17 protein-coding genes are annotated in these 17,800 nt (G+C 68.6%); 7 read left to right on the forward strand and 10 right to left on the reverse strand.

The annotated features are described in order from the left end of the window. The 4 genes from AC16DP_RS00250 to AC16DP_RS00265 all read right to left on the reverse strand — a co-directional run bounded on the left by AC16DP_RS00250 (position 1) and on the right by AC16DP_RS00265 (position 5,516). Positions 1 to 1,707 (reverse strand): serine/threonine protein kinase, encoded by a 1,707-nt coding sequence (locus AC16DP_RS00250; protein ID WP_329727591.1) that lies wholly within the window; start codon positions 1,705 to 1,707, stop codon positions 1 to 3. A 106-nt stretch (positions 1,708 to 1,813) separates the two neighbouring features. Further along, positions 1,814 to 2,422: a PH domain-containing protein gene (locus tag AC16DP_RS00255; protein ID WP_329727592.1), complete on the reverse strand. Its 609-nt coding sequence runs from the start codon at positions 2,420 to 2,422 to the stop codon at positions 1,814 to 1,816. Positions 2,423 to 2,649: 227 nt separating this feature from the next. After that, on the reverse strand, positions 2,650 to 4,827 hold the full coding sequence (locus AC16DP_RS00260) for an IPT/TIG domain-containing protein (RefSeq protein WP_329727593.1): 2,178 nt from the start codon (positions 4,825 to 4,827) through the stop codon (positions 2,650 to 2,652). A gap of 71 nt (positions 4,828 to 4,898) precedes the next feature. Continuing rightward, positions 4,899 to 5,516 carry an HmuY family protein gene (locus AC16DP_RS00265; RefSeq protein ID WP_329727594.1) on the reverse strand — a complete coding sequence of 206 codons (618 nt, stop codon included), beginning with the start codon at positions 5,514 to 5,516 and terminating at the stop codon, positions 4,899 to 4,901. A 151-nt stretch (positions 5,517 to 5,667) separates the two neighbouring features. Here AC16DP_RS00265 and AC16DP_RS00270 point away from each other — a divergent pair, with 151 nt between their 5' ends. Both AC16DP_RS00270 and AC16DP_RS00275 read left to right on the forward strand, forming a co-directional pair. Continuing rightward, positions 5,668 to 6,183, forward strand: coding sequence for a hypothetical protein (locus AC16DP_RS00270; RefSeq protein WP_329727595.1), 516 nt, complete (start codon positions 5,668 to 5,670; stop codon positions 6,181 to 6,183). Positions 6,184 to 6,231: 48 nt separating this feature from the next. Continuing rightward, positions 6,232 to 6,612 carry a hypothetical protein gene (locus AC16DP_RS00275; RefSeq protein WP_329727596.1) on the forward strand — a complete coding sequence of 127 codons (381 nt, stop codon included), beginning with the start codon at positions 6,232 to 6,234 and terminating at the stop codon, positions 6,610 to 6,612. 32 nt (positions 6,613 to 6,644) lie between these two features. Here the strand turns inward: AC16DP_RS00275 and AC16DP_RS00280 are convergent, their stop codons facing one another. Both AC16DP_RS00280 and clpB read right to left on the reverse strand, forming a co-directional pair. Next, positions 6,645 to 8,675, reverse strand: a complete 2,031-nt coding sequence (locus AC16DP_RS00280) for a TonB-dependent receptor plug domain-containing protein (RefSeq protein WP_329727597.1) — start codon at positions 8,673 to 8,675, stop codon at positions 6,645 to 6,647. Positions 8,676 to 8,861: 186 nt separating this feature from the next. Continuing rightward, positions 8,862 to 11,465, reverse strand: coding sequence for an ATP-dependent chaperone ClpB (gene clpB / locus AC16DP_RS00285; RefSeq protein WP_329727598.1), 2,604 nt, complete (start codon positions 11,463 to 11,465; stop codon positions 8,862 to 8,864). 67 nt (positions 11,466 to 11,532) lie between these two features. Between clpB and AC16DP_RS00290 the strand changes: the two genes are divergently transcribed. After that, complete coding sequence (locus AC16DP_RS00290) at positions 11,533 to 12,201, forward strand: hypothetical protein (protein WP_329727599.1); 669 nt, start codon at positions 11,533 to 11,535, stop codon at positions 12,199 to 12,201. A gap of 12 nt (positions 12,202 to 12,213) precedes the next feature. Here the strand turns inward: AC16DP_RS00290 and AC16DP_RS00295 are convergent, their stop codons facing one another. From AC16DP_RS00295 to AC16DP_RS00305, 3 genes are read right to left on the reverse strand one after another with little or no spacing between them, the layout of a single operon-like run. After that, entirely contained in the window at positions 12,214 to 12,873 is a 660-nt protein-coding gene (locus AC16DP_RS00295; RefSeq protein ID WP_329727600.1) for a hypothetical protein, read from the reverse strand. Then, the gene (locus tag AC16DP_RS00300; RefSeq protein WP_329727601.1) at positions 12,870 to 13,169 is read right to left on the reverse strand and encodes a DUF1844 domain-containing protein; all 300 of its coding nucleotides are present in this window, start codon (positions 13,167 to 13,169) and stop codon (positions 12,870 to 12,872) included. The genes AC16DP_RS00295 and AC16DP_RS00300 overlap by 4 nt, the downstream gene beginning before the upstream one ends. Positions 13,170 to 13,173: 4 nt before the next feature. Continuing rightward, positions 13,174 to 13,407, reverse strand: a complete 234-nt coding sequence (locus tag AC16DP_RS00305) for a hypothetical protein (RefSeq protein WP_329727602.1) — start codon at positions 13,405 to 13,407, stop codon at positions 13,174 to 13,176. A gap of 95 nt (positions 13,408 to 13,502) precedes the next feature. On the opposite strand from AC16DP_RS00305, the gene thiE reads away from it, so the two are divergent. The 4 genes from thiE (at position 13,503) to AC16DP_RS00325 (ending at position 16,421) form a co-directional block, all read left to right on the forward strand. Further along, positions 13,503 to 14,180: a thiamine phosphate synthase gene (thiE, locus tag AC16DP_RS00310; RefSeq protein ID WP_329727603.1), complete on the forward strand. Its 678-nt coding sequence runs from the start codon at positions 13,503 to 13,505 to the stop codon at positions 14,178 to 14,180. Then, positions 14,177 to 14,938 (forward strand): gamma-glutamyl-gamma-aminobutyrate hydrolase family protein, encoded by a 762-nt coding sequence (locus AC16DP_RS00315; protein WP_329727604.1) that lies wholly within the window; start codon positions 14,177 to 14,179, stop codon positions 14,936 to 14,938. Before thiE ends, AC16DP_RS00315 begins: the two co-directional genes overlap by 4 nt. Further along, complete coding sequence (gene thiD / locus AC16DP_RS00320) at positions 14,935 to 15,675, forward strand: bifunctional hydroxymethylpyrimidine kinase/phosphomethylpyrimidine kinase (RefSeq protein ID WP_329727605.1); 741 nt, start codon at positions 14,935 to 14,937, stop codon at positions 15,673 to 15,675. The genes AC16DP_RS00315 and thiD overlap by 4 nt, the downstream gene beginning before the upstream one ends. 80 nt (positions 15,676 to 15,755) lie before the next feature. Then, the gene (locus tag AC16DP_RS00325) at positions 15,756 to 16,421 is read left to right on the forward strand and encodes a hypothetical protein (RefSeq protein WP_329727606.1); all 666 of its coding nucleotides are present in this window, start codon (positions 15,756 to 15,758) and stop codon (positions 16,419 to 16,421) included. A 3-nt stretch (positions 16,422 to 16,424) separates the two neighbouring features. Here the strand turns inward: AC16DP_RS00325 and dnaB are convergent, their stop codons facing one another. Further along, positions 16,425 to 17,798, reverse strand: coding sequence for a replicative DNA helicase (gene dnaB / locus AC16DP_RS00330; protein ID WP_329727607.1), 1,374 nt, complete (start codon positions 17,796 to 17,798; stop codon positions 16,425 to 16,427). Positions 17,799 to 17,800: the final 2 nt, after the last annotated feature.

Below are 17,800 nucleotides of genomic sequence, written 5' to 3' on the forward strand. Positions count from 1 at the left end.
CTATTGGAAGTGAAGGACGTGCTCGACGGACATGATGTTGGAGACACGGGCCTTCTTGGACGTGCTGCCGGGTTCCATGGCAATACCGCGTCCCCTCGTGGTCCTCATCTCCAGGCAAATCGGAGCCATCTCACCATCAGGCAGGCGAACCCGGGTGAAACGGCCGTAGACACGGCCCTCGCCGAAAAACAGCTCGCCGTAGATGTGGGTGTGTCCGGGCAACGCTCCCCAGGGGGGGAGGATCTCGCCAGTGACAGGCCCCTCCGAAACCCAGGCATCAGAGTAGTCGTTATCAAATGGATGGATGATGATGCGTTCCATCGTGAGCGGGAGGATGTTGAGTCGTCTGATGGTTGCGTCGGCGCCGGGCGGGCAGTCCGCCGGCTTCGGAGGCTGCCGATGCTGCGGACCACTCACGCAAGCGGACCCGGCAATGCAGCCGGCGGCAAGCAGGGCCTTGGTCGTCTTGGATTTCGTCATGGACTGTTCCTCTCGGTTCGTCGCGGTGGCGGCGGGCGCGGGGGTGGATGACTTCCCGGGTGCCGCGCCGTCACCAACCTCTCTCGTCAGCCCGTCTGGCGCCAATTCCTGGCGAGGAATGACCTGCGGCGGTGGAGTCGGGGAGGGAGACTCCTTGCGTTGGTCAGGAGGGCTCTCCATCGAGGATGGCTGCCACCATGGAGCAAGCAGAGAAAACACTCCGGACATTCCCAGCGCCGTGGCCAGGACGAGCCCGGCAACCCACCATCGCCCGGGGACCCTGCGTCGGGGCGCCGCCGGGGCGGGTGCAGGCTGCGGGTCCTGACTGGCTTCCGGGAACATCCGTGTGCGCCAGCTCTTGTCCGCCTGGGTGCACTGTTCCGCCAGGTCCTCCGCGAGCGCCCGTGCATCCGGGTAGCGGGCCTCGGGGTCCTTCTCCAGCATCCCCATGCACAACTCGCTCAGTGCCACGGGGACACGTGGGTTGAGCACGTGCGGAGCGGGTGGTGTCGTCTCGAGGATGGCCCGGTTCAACCCCGGATGGCTCCGGTCTCCGAAGGGAAGCGTGCGCGTCATCAGCGCGTAGATGACGACCCCCATCGCCCACAGGTCGTCTCCAGGCGAGAAGGGGTAGGGCTCGCCCTCCCACTGCTTCGCGAAGCGCAACGCCTCGGGGCTGCGGTACTCGGCGGTGCCCGGTGGCAGCCGCATCGTCAGACGCGGCGCCCCCTCCTTGATGCCCGCCGCGCCGAAGTCCACCAGCACCGGTTGCCCGTCCGCCTCGCGAACGATGATGTTGGCTTCCTTGATGTCCCTGTGCACCACGCCCGCGTCATGCACGTCCGCGAGGGTGAGCGCGAAGGGCAACAACACCCGCGTCACCAGCTCGAGCGCGGAGGGATTCTCCCGGGCCGCCCAGGCATCGAGCGTGAGGCCCTCGACCAGCTCCAGGGCCAGGACGAGCCAGTGCGGAGCATCCTCTGGCCAGAGGCCATAGCCGTGGAAGGACACCACGTTGGGGTGCCGCATCAGACGCAGTGCGGTCGCCTCCCGGTCGCCTCGCGGATCAATGCGCACCAGCTTGATGGCGTAGGGCCGTCCGCTCCGCCTCGCGCGGTACACGGTGCCGAAGCTGCCAGAGGCAATCGTCGCCTCGATGGTGAAGCCCGCCACCTCCGTTCCCGGCGCGAAGCGCGGCCCAAGAAGCTCATCCCTCTCGTCGAGCATCTCCCTGCCTCCGAAAAACCGTGGAGGCTACCAGGGAGATGGGCCCATGACCCGGATGCGGCAGGTTGGGTAACAGGTGGAGGACCAGGCTCGGGCAGCAGTGCTTCTATTCTTCCTCTCCTCGCCCCTCCTGTTTTCTTCTACTCCGCCTTTCATGGAGCTTCTCGACGAGCGAGAAGGGGAAGAGGGCGCGGTGATGGATGTTGCGGTAATACGCCGCCAGGTAGTGCTGGCCACCAATCTGTATGACGGTTTGAGCGGGAGGAGCGGTCTGACTGTTGAACCAGGCGCTTGCCTCTTCACGCGTTTCGAACGTGGCCACGGCTGGCGGAAGGCCGTCCCTCGTCATCTCCTCGAGATGGTATTCGAGGTCCGGGTGAGGGACCAACGAGCAGCGCTTGCCATCACGAGAAGACATGATGACATGGTATTCATCGTCGATCAGGACATAGGCCAGTTCAGGCGGATGTGGATTGGCGCTGAGCCAGGCCTCCGCTTGTTCGCGCGTCTTGAAGGCCGCAATCACCCGGGCAGGGCCCTTGGATTCGGCATCCCTCCGATAACCCTCGAAATCATTCGTCCGGCCATCTCTCCAGATGAACCAGAGTGCATCGATGGCCAGGAGAAACAACTCCTGCTCCTTCGGAGACTGCGTGTCTTCACGATTCTTTCCGAGGAGCTCCTGTGCTTCGATGATTCGGTCGAAGATGGTCACGGTGCCACCGCCGTGATGGAGGGAGCGCGGACCACTTCCGATGAAGCCAGAGCAGCTACTGGCCTCAGTGCATGGAGCGCTGTCTCCAGGATGATGTGGCAAGGGGGCGGCTTCATCTGACGGACTCTAGAAGAGCCAGGCTGACAGCGCCACCGCGTTATCTCATGAATGGCTCCTCACGCTTCGTCGCGGTGGCGACGGGCGTGGGATGGGTGACTTCTCTTTGTTCACGGAGGGGCGCCCTGGGCGACCCAATCGATGATGGCCTGCTTCTGCGCGGCGGTGAGTGGAGAGCCCTTGGGCATGGGCGAGCCCGAGCAGGCGGGGCTGGTGTTGGTGGCGAGGATCTTGTCGACGAGGAAGCTCTGGGTGCGCAGCGGGCCGCAGGCCGTCACCTGGGGACGCGAGGAGCAGCCACTGCTGGGGACGCCGACGAGCTCGCCGTAGGCGCGGCCCGCGGTGAGGTTGACGGGCGTGGACGGGCTGCTGTGGCACCCGGCATTCGCGCAGCTCGCGGTGAAGATGGGCTGGACGTCATTGGCCAGCGTGGCGGCCCGCGTGGCCACCCCGAAGTAGGCCGGGGCGGAGGGGCCGCCTCCTGGCGCTGGATTGCTGACGACGACGGCCGCCGCGTTCCCCGTGGGAGCCGTGGCCACCAGCGAGGAGGGGATGGCGGCCCGCAGCTCACCCGAGCTCACGAAGGTCACCGTCACCGGGTTTCCGTTGAAGGTGGCGCTCGCTCCCTCCACGAAGCCCGTGCCACTCAGGGTCAGGGTGAAGCCCGCCGCACCGGCCACGAGCCCGCAGGGAGACAGCGAGGACACCACGGGCACGGGATGAGGTGTCTCGACGGTGAAGCCGAGGCTGTTGCTGGCTCCTCCACCCGGCGTGGGATTGGTCACCGTCACCGGGAAGCTGCCCGCGGTGGCCAGGTCCGAGGCGGGAATGGATGCCGTCACCTCCGTCGGGCTCACGGAGGTGGTGCTCCGGGCGGCGCCGTTGAAGGACAGCGTGGCACCGGACACGAAGCCCGTCCCCGTGGCCCGCAGGGTGAAGGCCACCCCTCCGCGAACGGCCTGGGACGGCGACAGCGCTGTGAGCGTGGGCACCGGGTTGGCCTCGCGCACCTGGAGCGTGGGCGTGTTGCTCGTCTCGCCCGTGCTGTTCTTCACCTGCACCGGGTAGTCGCCCGCGGGCGTGGCGGGCAGCGCCACCGTGAGCTGCGTGGAGGCGCAGGTCGACACCGTGTACGAGGCTCCGTTGAAGAGGACGGTGGAGCGGCTGGCGGGAGGCGAGCAGACGTAGCCCGAGCCCGTCACGGTGAGGGTGAAGGCGGTGCCCGCGGCCACGCGCGCCGGGGCGAGCCCGGTGATGGTGGGGGCGCTCGAGGTGACGGCGGTGAGCGTGAGGCCATTGCTCGTGCCTCCGCCGGGGGCCGGGTTGCGCACGGTGACGGGGTAGCTGCCCGGCGTGGCGAGGGTGGGAATCCGGGCCGTCAGTGTGGTGGGTCCCACGTAGGTGGTCGTCACGTCGGCCCCGTTGAACGTCACCGTGGAGGCGGGGGTGAAGCCCGTGCCGGTGAGCGTCAGGGTGAAGGGCGCGCCGTTGGTGGCCACGCTGGAGGGCTCGAGGCTGCTCGAGGCTGGCACCGGGTGGGTGACGAGGAACTCGAGCTCGGCGCTATCGCCACCGCCCGGAGAGGGGTTGCTCACCCGGAATCGGTGGGTGCCACTCTCGGAGGTGATGGCCGCAGCCAGAAGGACCTCCAGCCGCTCCGGGCTCACATGGGTGGAAGCGAGGGGCACGCCATCGAAGAGCACCTGGCTGGTGGAGACGAAGCCTCCGCCGTTCAGGGCCACCCCCACCTCGCCCGTGCCCATCAGCACCGAGGCGGGCGTGAGGGAGTCCAGCCGGGGCAGCGGGTTGTCCGCGCCCCCATCCGTTCCACCGGTTCCCGAGGGCTCCGGTGCTCCCGAGCAGATCCACCCCGCGACGTCGCGCAGCGCCGCCTCATCGAGGTAGGGCCCGCCCTGGGGCATCCGCCCCGGCGCGTCTGGCAGCAGCTTGAGGTAGAACTGGCTGCGCTCGGGCCGGCCGGGGACCACGAGCCGGCGGGTGGGCACTCCGGTGGAACTCTGGTTGACGGTGGCCCGCCACAGCTCCTGGGCGTCGCGGAAGGTCAGGCCTCCGAGCCCCTGCTCGTGACAGGCCGTGGTGCAGCCCGTCGGTTGTCGTCCCGAGAAGTGCGCGGCGAACACCTCGTCCAACGTACGAGGGGCCACACCTTCGCACACGGGGCTGGGGGACTCGGGAAGGACCTCGGCCTCGGGTAGCTCGTCGGTACAGCCAGCCATCCAGACGAGGCACAGCAGGGGCGCGATCGAAATACCGGACGTTGAGCGCATCTCCACTCCTGGGACTGGAGGGAGGACCCGCATGCGCCCCCGATGGCCACAATTCCCGCGCCGCCCTCCGCTCAGGGCGCCGCGGTGGGAGGAGGCAGGGGCTGGTAGCGGAACGAGAGGCGGGCCGGTGTGCCCGCGCCGTCGTAGTACGAGAGCATCTGCAGCTTGAAGAATTGCCCGGTGTTGCTGCGGACCACGTACAGCAGCTCCTCGCGGGGGGTGAGCCGGTGCACGGAGAGATCGTAGAAGTACCAGCCTCCCTCGACGCCGCTGAACACGGGCTCCGAGGCATCCTGCTGGTAGCCCTCGGCGGGCGCGGCCGTGAGTGAGTCCCAGGGCGTGTTCTTGAGCACCGCCACGCGGACCTGGCCGGTGGGGTTGCCGCCCCCGCCGTTCATCGTGATGGTGTAGCGCTGGAAGGACAGATCCCAGGCATTGGTGTCGAAGGCCTCATCGGTCTTCATCTCCCGGCCCTCGTCGATGTCGAAGAAGACCAGGGCGGACTTGTTCGTCGCGTCGATCAGCGCGTGGGAGCTTCCGTCCTCCTGATCCGTCACCTCGACGAGGGGTCCGCTGTTGGTCTGACCATCGAAGGGGTAGTCCGAGCGCAGGTCGGGTGCACAGCCCGCCACCGCGAGCCCGAGGAGCAGCACCGTCTCGTGAATCCGCATCCGCATGTCGATCCTCACCGTGACTTTCTCCCAGGCGAGGAGGGGGCCTGTCCAGCGGTGAGCAGTCCGTGCCGCGAGGAGCAACTTGTCGGGCTGGAGGTGTTCGCGGCTGGTACCGTCCGAGCCGGCGGGCAGGCAGGCAAGGCCGCGCGGCATGAGGGAGAGTGCAATGAGGTCAGTCGTCCTGACGCAATGGACGTTTCTGCTGATGGTCGTGGCTGTGGCCAGTGGCGGATGCTCCCACACGCAGCAGCCAGAGCGAAGGGTCTACGTCATTTCCGAGGACGCGAGCGGAGTGGGCTCGAACCTCGAGAGCGGAACGGGCGGGGCTGGCGCGGAAGCTTACTGCAACGAAATGGAGAAACAGTGTTTCAAGAAGTGCTGGAGGCGCAAGCCCAAGGAGCCGAGTATCGAGAAGCATACCGAAAACCATCACAAATACTGCTCCAGTGAATGTCTCAAGGTGTTCATGCAGTGTCTCAAGGAGCAGGAGGAACTGGAGCGGCAGGAGTCACAGTCTCAGCGCAAAGAGCTCCATTTCCCAACTGTGGACGCGGCTCTCGACTGGATCAGGGTGCACAAGACCGAGGTAGCGATTGGAACAGTCGTCATCGTGGGGGGCATGGTCGCCGCTCCTTACGTCATTGCTGTGATGGGTGGCGCGTTGGTTCTGGCCCCGCTGTGAGCGGACCGAAGGTCTGGTGCAGAGATGGCAGACATTCCAGGATTTGATTTGGATGAAGCGATCTATTTTCTGAACCCCTTCATCGAGAATCATGCAGAAGGTTCGAAGGAGAGGAGGTTATTCGGGCTTGCTCAGATTGCGTTGCTCTACATCCGTGACCGCGTGAAGCGAGAGGAGTTCGCAAAATTCCATAGGGCATGCTTCGACACCGACTTCACGGTCGAGGTCGCTCATGAGTTCGCGACGCGGGAAGAGGCGAACCAATGGCTTGCCAGTGGGAAGGCCAAGGACTCCGAGCGTGTGAAGATCGCCGGCAAGGGCTTCATGGTGGTCGAGGTGTCAGGGAAGCTGTACTTCATGATCGCCCCTCTCCCGGAGGAGTTGGAGACGGACGAATGGAAGGATGACTCCGACGACTCCGACGAGTAGGTGCGGAGGGCACCTCGGTCGTGCCCTCTGGCTCAATACTCCCACTGGACTCCGCCCAGTACGCCGCGCGGAGGGCGCGGGTTGAACTGCTGGTCACCCACGTTGAGCAGGTTGTAGCCGTTGACGAAGACGTCGAACCCGCCCCGCAGCTTGTAGGTGACCTGGGCCTCGAGATCGAAATACGAGGGCGCCCAGACCTCGCGCTCCTCGCCGAGGCCGAGCACGTTGGCCATGCCTCCGTCCGTGCCCAGGTAGTACGGCCGTCCACTCACCCACGAGCCCCGGACCGTGGCCTCCAGGTTCCACGGGCGGTACTTCGTGGCCAGCTGCGCGTTGACGCGGTGCCGCGAGCGCGCCTCCAGCGGGCGGTTGCGCGTCTGATCCTTCGCGTCCAGCAGCATGTACGCCAGGTCCAGGTACGTGGCCCGGATGGGCAGCTTGAAGCGCCCGTTGAGCTCGAAGCCCTGTGTATAGGCCCTGGCCACGTTCTCGTAGCTGAACGTCACCGGGTTGTCCGGGTCCGGCGCCCCTCCCGCCGTGATGTTGATGAGGTTGGTGAGCCGGGTGTGGAAGGCGCTCGCGGAGAGCACCCACCCGTCGATCGGGGGCCGCCAGTCCACGCTCGCGTTCACCGCCGCGGAGCGCTCGGCCGTGAGGCTCCGGTTGCCCGCGACGATGTAGCCGATGCCCTGGTTGGTGAAGCGCAGGTACAGCTCCTGGAAGGACGGCGGGCGGAACCCGAGTCCCACCGAGGCGCGCACCGTCACCGCCGGGGACGGATCCAGCTTGAGCGCCAGCCGTGGCGAGGGCGCTCCGCCGAACTGCGAGTCCAGGTCGAAGCGGAAGCCCGGTGCCACTTTCAGTTTCGGCCCGGCTCCGTCCGAGGACAGCGCCACGTCCCACTCGTCCTGGAGGAACGCGCCGCCCCGGATGCGGGCCACCGGGCTCTCCTCGAGCCGCGCCGAGGTGAGCCGCTCGCCGAGCACCTCGATGCCTCCGGTGAGCGCATGGTCGCCGAGCCGGTGGTCCGCCTGGACGACGCCCTCGTAGAGCCGGTTGACGTTCTGCGTGTAGTCGTCGAGCCCCCGCGAGCCGCGCTGGTCCTGCTGCAGCTGATCGCGGAACAGGCCGAAGTGTCCCCGGACGAGCAGGGCGGTGTCGCTGGCGAGCCGGTTCCTGCCGCCGAGCGACACATCGAATTGCTCCTGGCGCTGCCGCCGGTCCAGCACGGCGCCCGAGGGGTTGAGGTCGACGGCGTTCTCGTCGCGGAAGGTGTACTGGCTGCGCAGCCACAGGCGCGACCGTTCATCCGGCGTGTAGGCGAGGGCCACGTCCCCGTCGATCCGGCGGATGCCCGAGCCGCTCGTCGCCGCGTCCGCCGGCACCCAGTCGTAGGGGTTGCGCGTGCGGTAGCCGCCGCCCACGCGCACCTCGAAGGGGCCCTGCTTCGTGCCCGCGTTCGCGCGGACGTCGCCCTCCAGCAGCGTGCCGAACGAGCCTCGGACTCCCAGCTCCAGCGGGCGCTGCACGTGCCGGGTGATGAGGTTCACCACGCCGCCAATGGCATCCGCTCCGTAGAGGGCCGCGGCCGGTCCCTTGACGATCTCCACGCGCTCCACGTCGCGCAGGCTGAAGCGTCCCAGGTCCAGCGTGGTGCCCACCCGGCCGCTCACGCGCTCGCCGTCCACGAGGATGAGCACGTACTCGGGATCCAGGCCCTGCAGCCGCATGCCCGTGCCCCGGAAGGTCTGCACGAGCTCCACTCCCGGGTGTTGCTGCAGCAGCTGGCCCAGGTCCCGCGCCCCCACCGCTTCGATCTGCTTGCGGGTGATGACCTCGGTGGCCACCACCACGTCCTCGAGCTTGCGCTCGGAGCGCGCGGCGGTGACGACCGTCTGCTTGCGCCGGTCCGGCTCCTCGGGCTCGGGCGGCGCCGGAGGCGGGGCAGGGGGGGATTCGGAGACGGCGGGCGTGGCGGCGTCGGGGGTGGCGGCGCCCACGTCCGGCTGCGGGGGGTCGATCGGCTGGCTCACCACGAGGGCGGCCACCAGGGGGAGGATCACGGGGTGACTCTCGGCCGGATGCTCCCTTGCGTCAATGGGCCCACACCAGCCGAGCGGGCTCGTGACATGACAAAGGGCCCCGGGGTTCAACCCGGAGCCCTCGATACCCTCACCCCGTCCCTCTCCCGAGGGGAGAGGGGATGTTGGGGAGCCAGGGGACTTCTGGAGTGCGGCGACTGGCTGGAGCTAGGCGGCCTTCGCCTGGCCCTTGCCGAACGTCAGCCCGTCCTTGCCCGCGTCCACCACGATGTGGTCCCCGGGCAGGAACTCGCCCCCGAGCACCTTCAGCGCCAGCGGATCCATCAGGTACTTCTGGATGGCCCGCTTCAGCGGCCGCGCGCCGTACGTCGGATCGTACCCGCGGTCGGACAGCACGTCCTGCGCCTTCTCCGTCAGCTCCAGCGTCAGCCGCTTGTCGCTCAGCAGCTTCTGCAGCCGCGCCACCTGCAGCTCGACGATCCTCCGGATGTCCTTCTTGCGCAGCGGCTCGAAGAGGATGACCTCGTCCACGCGGTTGAGGAACTCCGGCCGGAAGTGCTGGCGCAGAATCCCCAGCACGTCCTCGCGCGTCGCCTCGTCCAGCTCCTCCTTGCCCTGCATGCCCTCCTGCAGCGCCTGCGAGCCGATGTTGCTCGTCATGATCAGCACCGTGTTCTTGAAGTCCACGGTCCTGCCCTGGCTGTCCGTCAGCCGGCCCTCGTCCAGAATCTGCAGCAGCATGTTGAAGACGTCCGGGTGGGCCTTCTCGATCTCATCGAACAGGACCACCGTGTACGGCCGGCGCCGCACCGCCTCGGTGAGCTGGCCGCCCTCCTCGTAGCCGACGTACCCCGGAGGCGCGCCCACCAGCCGGGCCACGGAGTGCTTCTCCATGTACTCGGACATGTCGATGCGCACCATCGCGCTGTCGTCGTCGAAGAGGAACTCCGCCAGGGCCTTGGCCGTCTCCGTCTTGCCCACGCCCGTGGGGCCCAGGAAGATGAACGAGCCGATGGGCCGGTTCGGATCCTGCAACCCGGAGCGCGCCCGGCGCACCGCGTTGCTCACCGCCTCGATGGCGCTGCGCTGCCCGATGACCCGGTTCGCCAGCCGGTCCTCCATGTGCACCAGCTTCTGGACCTCGCCCTCCATCAGCTTGGAGACGGGGATGCCCGTCCACTTGCCCACCACCGCGGCGATGTCCTCCGCGTCCACCTCCTCCTTGAGGAACTTGTGGCTCTTCTGCAACTCGGCCAGCTTCGCGTTCTGCTGGGCGATCTCCTTCTCCAGGCCGGGGACGACGCCGTACTTGATCTCCGCCGCCTTGTTGAAGTCACCCTGGCGCTCGGCCGCCGCCTGGTCGTTCTTCGCCTTCTCGAGCTTCTCCTTCTGCTCGCGGATGCCGGCAATGGCCTTCTTCTCCGAGTCCCAGTGCGCCTTCAGCCCGGTGAAGCGCTCGTTGAGCTCGGCCAGCTCCTTCTCGATCTTCCCCAGCCGCTCCACCGAGTGCGGATCCGTCTCCTTGCGCAGGCCCTCGCGCTCGATCTCCAGCTGGTTCATCTTGCGCCGGATGTCGTCGATCTCCGTGGGCATCGAGTCGATCTCGATGCGCAGGCGGCTGCACGCCTCGTCCACGAGATCGATCGCCTTGTCCGGCAGGAAGCGGTCGGAGATGTAGCGGTTGGACAGGTTGGCCGCGGACACCAGCGCCGAGTCCTGGATGCGCACGCCGTGGTGCACCTCGTAGCGCTCCTTGAGGCCACGCAGGATGCTGATGGTGTCGTGCACGCTGGGCTCGCCCACCATGACGGGCTGGAAGCGCCGCTCCAGGGCCGCGTCCTTCTCGATGTGCTTGCGGTACTCGTCCAGCGTGGTCGCGCCGATGCAGTGCAGCTCACCGCGCGCCAGGGCCGGCTTGAGCATGTTGCCCGCGTCCATCGCGCCCTCGGCCTTGCCCGCGCCCACCAGGGTGTGCAGCTCGTCGATGAAGAGGATGATCTCCCCCGCCGCGTCCGCCACCTCCTTGAGGACGGCCTTGAGGCGCTCCTCGAACTCGCCGCGGTACTTGGCCCCGGCCACCATCGCGCCCAGGTCCAACGTCACCAGCCGCTTGTTCTTCAGCCCCTCGGGCACGTCGCCGTCGATGATCCGCCGCGCCAAGCCCTCGACGATGGCCGTCTTGCCCACGCCCGGCTCACCGATGAGCACCGGGTTGTTCTTCGTGCGCCGGCTCAGCACCTGGATGCAGCGGCGGATCTCCTCGTCACGGCCGATGACCGGATCCAACTTCCCGGAGCGTGCCGCCTCGGTCAGATCGCGCCCGTACTTCTCCAGCGCCTGGTAGGTGGACTCCGCGTCCTGGCTCGTCACGCGGCTGGAGCCACGCACTTCCTTCAGGCTGGACAGCACGCGATCGCGCGTCACGCCCGAGGACTTCATCACCTCGCCCACCGCGCCCTTGTCCTGCGCGAGCGCCAGCAGCAGGTGCTCGCTGGAGACGAAGTCGTCCTTGAGCGACTTGGCCTCGTCCTCGGCCTTGTCGAATGTCTTGAGCAGCCGCTGGCTGAGCGTCGCGCCCTCGCCGCCCTGCATCCGCGGCAGCTTCTGGAGCGCCTCGCCCAACCGGCCGGCGAACAGCTTCACGTCCACGCCAATCTTGCGCAGCAGGGGCTCGACGATGCCCTCCTTCTGCCCGAGCAACGCGGTCGCGAGATGCTCTGGCTCGTAGTTCGGGTTGTCAGCCCGGCGCGCCAGAGACTGCCCTTCCTGGATGGCCTCCTGGGCCTTGACTGTGTACTTGTCGAGTCTCATGCCCCCAACGTAAGAGCCGGGGCAGCCTTGGCAAGAACGGGGGGACCACCCAGATTTCACTTGTCGCGTGAGCCTGGATGCTTGGAGCCTCCACGAACTTCCAGGCTCTCCGGGAGTTGCCTTCCTCCCACCACCCCGGGTATATGCGCGCCCACTTGGGGGGCATCCTCTGGAAGCGCACGGCGGTTATCTCATCCGAACTGAATCCCTGGGCGGCCTGAAGCTCCTGGAGCTGGCCCGGCGTGCGCTCGTCGAGGACGGTGCTCCGGCGGACACCCAGCTGACGGTGTCCGTCTACCGCAAGCGCAAGGTCGTCCGGCTGGCCCTGGACGGCCCCCACACCGCGGGGCGCCGGGGCTCGCACTGGTACAGCGAGCACCAGGCGCTCGCCCGGCTGCTGTCCAAGGAGGCCGGCCTCACCGTCCATTCCTACGTCTACGACCCCCAGGAGTACGAGGAGGTCATGGCCTTCGGTGGAGGCCAGAACGTGGGCGGGGAGCGGCTGCTCTATGACGAGGTGGAGCTGCCCGAGTGCCTGGACGGGGAGTTCGACGACGAGGCCTTCGCGCGGATGCAGGAGCGCTGGCCGCTGGGCCACCTGGCGTGGGTGTACGGGGTGGAGCGGGACCTGTTGCTGCAGCTGCACCGCATGCCGGGGACGCGGCTGGGGCTCACCGGCTCGGAGCCGGAGTCGGAGCGGCCGCTGGAGCACCTGCTGCGCGGCATCGCGGCCTAGTCCGTCCTCGTCTCAGTCCTCTTCTTCGACGGCCAGCTCGCCATCCTGGGCGGTGATGGCCTGGCGGACGCTCTCGGAGCGGAAGTACTGGCCGAGCAGGGCGAAGGTGCCGGCGATGAGGGCCGTCATGCCCATGGCGAAGGCCGCGGCGATGCCGGGCAGCATGGCCTTGAGCTGGGCGGCGGCCTGGGGATTCTGGAAGGCGGGCAGGGTGCTGAGGTGCTCGGCCATGACGGGGCCGATGCGCCGGGCCACCACGGCCCACTGCGCGCCGTCGATGGTGCGCAGCAGGGCGGCGAGGATGGCGGAGATGGAGAGCACCCGGCGCATCCGCTCCAGGGGCAGTCCTCCGGGCCGCAGCAGCCGGCCGGCGGCCACGAAGGCGAAGGAGCACGCCACCGAGAGCGCCCCCAGCACCAGCGAGCGCGCCTCGCGCATGGGCTCGAGCGCGGCGATCTGCGCCTCGGAGATGTGCGCGGCGACGAGCACATCCGGATCTCGGGAGAAGCGCGACAGGTTGCTGACCTCGTCGCGCAGCTCCCCCAGGTGGCCCAGCTCCAGGGTCTCCCGGAGGGCCGAGAAGCCCGTGAGGGCGGCGAGCACGAGGCACACCGCCGCCGCGAAGCGGATGCGCCGCGGCAGGAGCGGGGTGGGGGAGTTGGGGGACGTCACCGCTTGTTGGCCTCCACGAAACGCAGGCGCAGATCGGCGAGGAGGTTGTCGAAGAGCTGCTTCTCCTCGGGGGTGAGATTGCCGCGCGTCTTCTCGTGCAGCATTCCCAGCAACTCGATGCTCTGCCGGGCGAGGACGAGGTCCTTGCCGGCCGTGCCCGTCTCCGGGTTGGGCGCCTCCCCCAGGTGGATGAGGGCACTGGACGCCAGCCCGATGAGGAAGGTGCTGAAGGTGATGGGCGCCTCGGGCGCCTCACCCCGCATCACGAAGGTCTCTCCGCGCTTCTCCTCGCTCATGGCATCACTCGTCCGACTCGGAGTCCTCGTCGCCCTCGTCCTCGTCGTCCTCGAAGTCCTCGTCCTCGTCGTTCTCCAGCTCGTCGTGCATCACCGTCTCGACGGGGACGCTCTTCTCGGAGACATCCGGGAGGGACTCGATGTGGCGCTGGTACGCCTTCTCGTCCACGGCGCCGGAGCGCAGGTAACGCTCGGCCGTACGCTTGTCGAGCTGCTTGGGGTCTGTCGGGTTGGCCATGGTCAACTCCTCGGAATCTCTTGGAAAAGGGCGCGCCACCTTATAGCAGGGCTACCCTCTGTCAACGCCGCTGAACCCCCACCCATCCGGAGCCGATGAACGCCCCCGCCCGTCCGTCCCTTCCCCGAGGCCTCTATGTCCTCTGTGACGACACCGTGCGCCCCGAGCTGCCGCTGAGGGAGAAGGCGGCCGGTCTGCTCGCCGGAGGGGCGAGGGTGGTGCAGCTGCGGATGAAGCGGACGCCCCTGCGGGAGGCCCTGGCGGCGGCGCGCGAGGTGGTGGCGGCCTGCCGGCGCGCGGGAGCGGTGTGCCTGGTGAACGACCGGGTGGACCTGGCGCTGCTGTCGGGAGCGCACGGGGTACATGTGGGAGATGAGGATCTGCCGGCGGAGGAGGCGAGGGCGCTGCTGGGCCCGGAGGGGCTGGTGGGGGTGACGGTGCGAGGCGTGGAGGACGCGAAGGCGGCGCGGGCGGCCGGAGCGGACTACGTGGGCCTGGGCCCGGTCTTCGGCACCACGACCAAGCAGGTGAACGCGCCAGTGCTGGGGCTGGAGGGCTTCGCCGCGGTGGTGCGCGCCAGTCCCCTGCCGGTGGTGGGGATTGGCGGGGTGAAGCTGGAGAACATCGCTGGCCTGGCCGCCACGGGGGCACACGGTGGAGCGGTGGCCTCGGATGCCCTGCTCGCCGGGGACATCGCCGAGCGTGTCCGGCGCCTGTCCGCTGCTTTTGACAGGGGCGCCCAGGGGGCTAGCCTCGTGGGCGGAGACGTATGAAACCTCATGGCCATGGCCAGGCACCGCGCCGGCCCAACATCGGCATCACCCCGGACTTCAGCGCCAGCCGGCCGGACTCGCAGTTCCCGTACTACGAGTTGAAGGTGCCCTACGCGGACGCGGTGCTGCGCGCGGGGGGCCTGCCCTTCGTGCTGCCGTACTCGGACGAGCTGGCGTGCGTGGACGCGTACCTGGATCGCATCTCCGGGCTGCTCGTGACGGGTGGGGCCTTCGACATCCCGCCCGAGGCGTACGGCGAGACGGCGCGCGAGGGCATGGGGCCGCTGAAGCTGTCGCGCACGGCCTTCGAGTCGGCGCTGATGCGCGGGGCGCTCAAGCGGAACATGCCGGTGCTGGGCATCTGCGGGGGCATGCAGCTGCTCAACGTGGTGCTGGGCGGCACGCTGCACCAGGACATCGGCCGCGAGGTGAAGGGCGCGCACGAGCACGAGCAGAAGCACGACCGGACGCACCCGCAGCACCCGGTGGACGTGCGGGACGGGACGCTGCTGGCGGAGGCGCTCGGCAAGGGCCAGCTGATGGTGAACTCCACGCACCACCAGGCGGCGCAGCGGATGGGCGCGCAGGTGGTGGTGAGCGCGGTGTCGCCGGACGGGGTGGTGGAGGCCATCGAGTCCACCCAGTACGGCTTCGCGCTGGGCGTGCAGTGGCACCCGGAGCTGATGCTCCACACGGTGCCGGTGCACGTGGGGGTGTACCGGCTGTTCATCCAGAAGGCGCGAGAGCACCGGCGGTGAGCGGAGCGCCGCGCGTGCTGCTGTGCGCGGGCCACGAGCCCACGGGCCGCGCGGGACTGCTGGCGGACGTGGCCGCGGTGCGGGCGCTCGGTGGCGCCCCGGTGGCCGTGCCCTCGGCGCAGACGGCGCAGGGCCGGGGGACGTTCCTGTACCAGCCCACGCCGGCGCGGGTGCTGGGCGCGCAGGTGAAGGCGGCGCTCGAGCTGGGGCCGCTGCACGCGGTGAAGCTGGGGCAGGTGCCCGGACCGGCGCTGCTGGAGGCGCTGCGCGAGGCGCTCGACGGCGTGGACGCGTGGTGGGTGGTGGACCCGGTGGTGCGGACGTCGCGGGGCGAGCCGCTCTCGAAGCTGACGCGGCGGCACTACCTGGGCCTGGCGGGGCCGAAGGTGGTGCTCACCCCGAACCTGGACGAGGCGGCGTGGCTGCTCGGCGGGGGCGAGGTGCGCTCGGTGGAGGAGGCGCGCGAGGCGGGGAGGGCGCTGGTGGCCCACGGCTTCGGCGCGGTGCTGGTGAAGGGCGGGCACCGGGACACGGGGGCGGTGGACGTGCTGGGCCTGCCGGACCGGGAGGTGCTGCTGGAAGGGGAGCGGCTGGAGCGCGCGCCCGAGCGCCGGGGAACGGGGTGCCGGCTGGCCTCGGCCCTGGCGGTGGAGCTGGGGAGGGGCAGGACCCCCACGGCCGCGGCCCGGCGGGCGAAGTCCTACGTGACGCGCTACCTGCGCACCGGCCGGGACTGAGTCGCCTCCAGTCAGGACATCCGTGCAACCACTGTCAGACCGGTATGGGACACAGGAGATCCCTAGCACGGAGAGGAGACATGGCCATCCAGAACGAGCACCGGCTGCGCGAGCTACTCCAGATTCCGCCCGATGCCTGGATACCCGAGGACGACAGGCCCGAGTACTGGGACGAGACCTTCATGAGACTGGGGCGCGGTTACGGCTTCGAGCCGGAGGCGGGCGAGTACCCGGTCAACCATGGGCAGCTGGTGTTGGATCTCGCGAGGCTGGTGGCGCCGCTGCTGGACGGAGCGCGGTTCACGCAGGTGCTGCCAGGAGAGCCGGATCCGGAAGGGGAGGAGCACGCCCCGCCGGAGGACGCCGACCAGCAGGGAAGCGGAACGGACAACCGGTACACGCTGCGCCTGCGGCACGGTGGGCGGCGGTACAGCGTCACGTTCCATGACTTCTCGGGCTTCTTCAACATCAACGCGCTGCTGGCGCTGCTCAACGCGGCGCTGGAGCCGACCGGCACGCCGATGCGCTTCTTCGGCTTCGGAGACGTGGTCGTCGTCGGGCCGCTGCGCGGCGTGCAGCAGGCCATGCGCGAGGGCTTCATCCCCGGCTTCTCCGGGGCGGGCCTCTTCGAGGACTGGGAGCTGGAGGAGATCGACGCCTGGAGCGAGTCCGGCGACACGCCCGAGTCCCTCGTGAGACAGCTGGAGAAGGGACGCAGGCGCGTGCGGGCCGTGTTCGTGGTGTGAGCGCTACTCGACGCGCGCCCGGCTCTCGAAGCGCGTGTACTCGGCGAGGAACACCAGGTCGATGTCCCCGATGGGGCCGTTACGCTGCTTGGCGATGACGAGCTGCACGGGGATGGCCGAGCTGGTGCGCTGGACCTCGCCGCCTTCACCCCCCTCGCCCTGATCCTCGCGGTGGATGAACATCACCACGTCGGCGTCCTGCTCGATGGCGCCCGATTCACGGAGGTCCGAGAGCATCGGCTTGCCGCCCTTGCGCTCCTCCACCTTACGGCTGAGCTGCGAGAGCGCGATGATGGGCACCTCCAGCTCCTTGGCCAGCTGCTTGAGGCTTCGGGAGATCTCGGAGATTTCCAGCTGGCGGCTCTCCACCTTGCCCTTCTGGTGCATCAGCTGGAGGTAGTCGATGATGATCAGCGACAGGCGCGGGTCTCGCTGCTTGAGCCGCCGCGCCTTGGCGCGCAGGTCGAAGGGGGACAGACCACCCGAGTCGTCGATGTAGATGGGGGCGTTGTAGAGCTTGCCCGCCATCTCCTGGAACTTCTCCTCGTCATGCGGGGTGAGCCGGCCGCCGCGCAGCTTCTTCATGTCCACGCGCGCGCTCGAGGCCAGCAGACGCATCAGCAGCTGGTCCGCGGGCATTTCCAGGCTGAAGATGGCCGCCGCCTTGGGGTCCTCCGCCAGGCCCACGTGCGTGGCGATGTTCATCGCGAAGGACGTCTTTCCGACGCCGGGGCGCGCCGCGAGGATGATGAGCTCGCCGCCGTGCAGGCCCGTGAGCTGGTTGTCCAGGTCGACGTAGCCCGTGGACAGGCCGGTGATGCCCGTCGTCGCGGTCTTCATCTTGTCCAGGAGGTCCAGCGTGTGCTCCATCAGCTCGCTGACGGGCCGCAGATCTCCCACGCGCTTCTTCTCGGCCAGGAGGAAGACCTTGCGCTCGGCCTCGTCCAGCAGCGCGTCCAGCTCGCCCGTTTCCTGGCTGGCGAGCTCCTGGATCTCCCGCCCCGCGTTCGCCAGCCTCCGCCGGAGGGCCTGGTCCTTGACGATCTTCGCGTACTGGACGGCGTTGCCCGGCACGGGCACCACCTGGTCCAGGCTCATCAGGTAGGCCGGGCCGCCCACCGCCGCCAGCTGCCCGAGTACCTTCAGCTCCTCGGCCAGCGTCAGGTGGTCCACCTGCCGCGAGGAGCCGGCCAGCTTGATCATCGCCGCGAAGATCTGCGCGTGTGCCGGACTGGCGAAGTCGTCCTGATGAACGACCTCCGCCAGGCTGTCGACGATGGTGTTGTCCGCGAGCACGGCGCCCAGCACCGCGCGCTCGGCGGCGAGGTCCTCGTGAGACCTGCGCCCGCCCGTCCGAATGTCGAGGATGTTGTCCATGG

The organism is Archangium sp. (assembly GCF_057119385.1).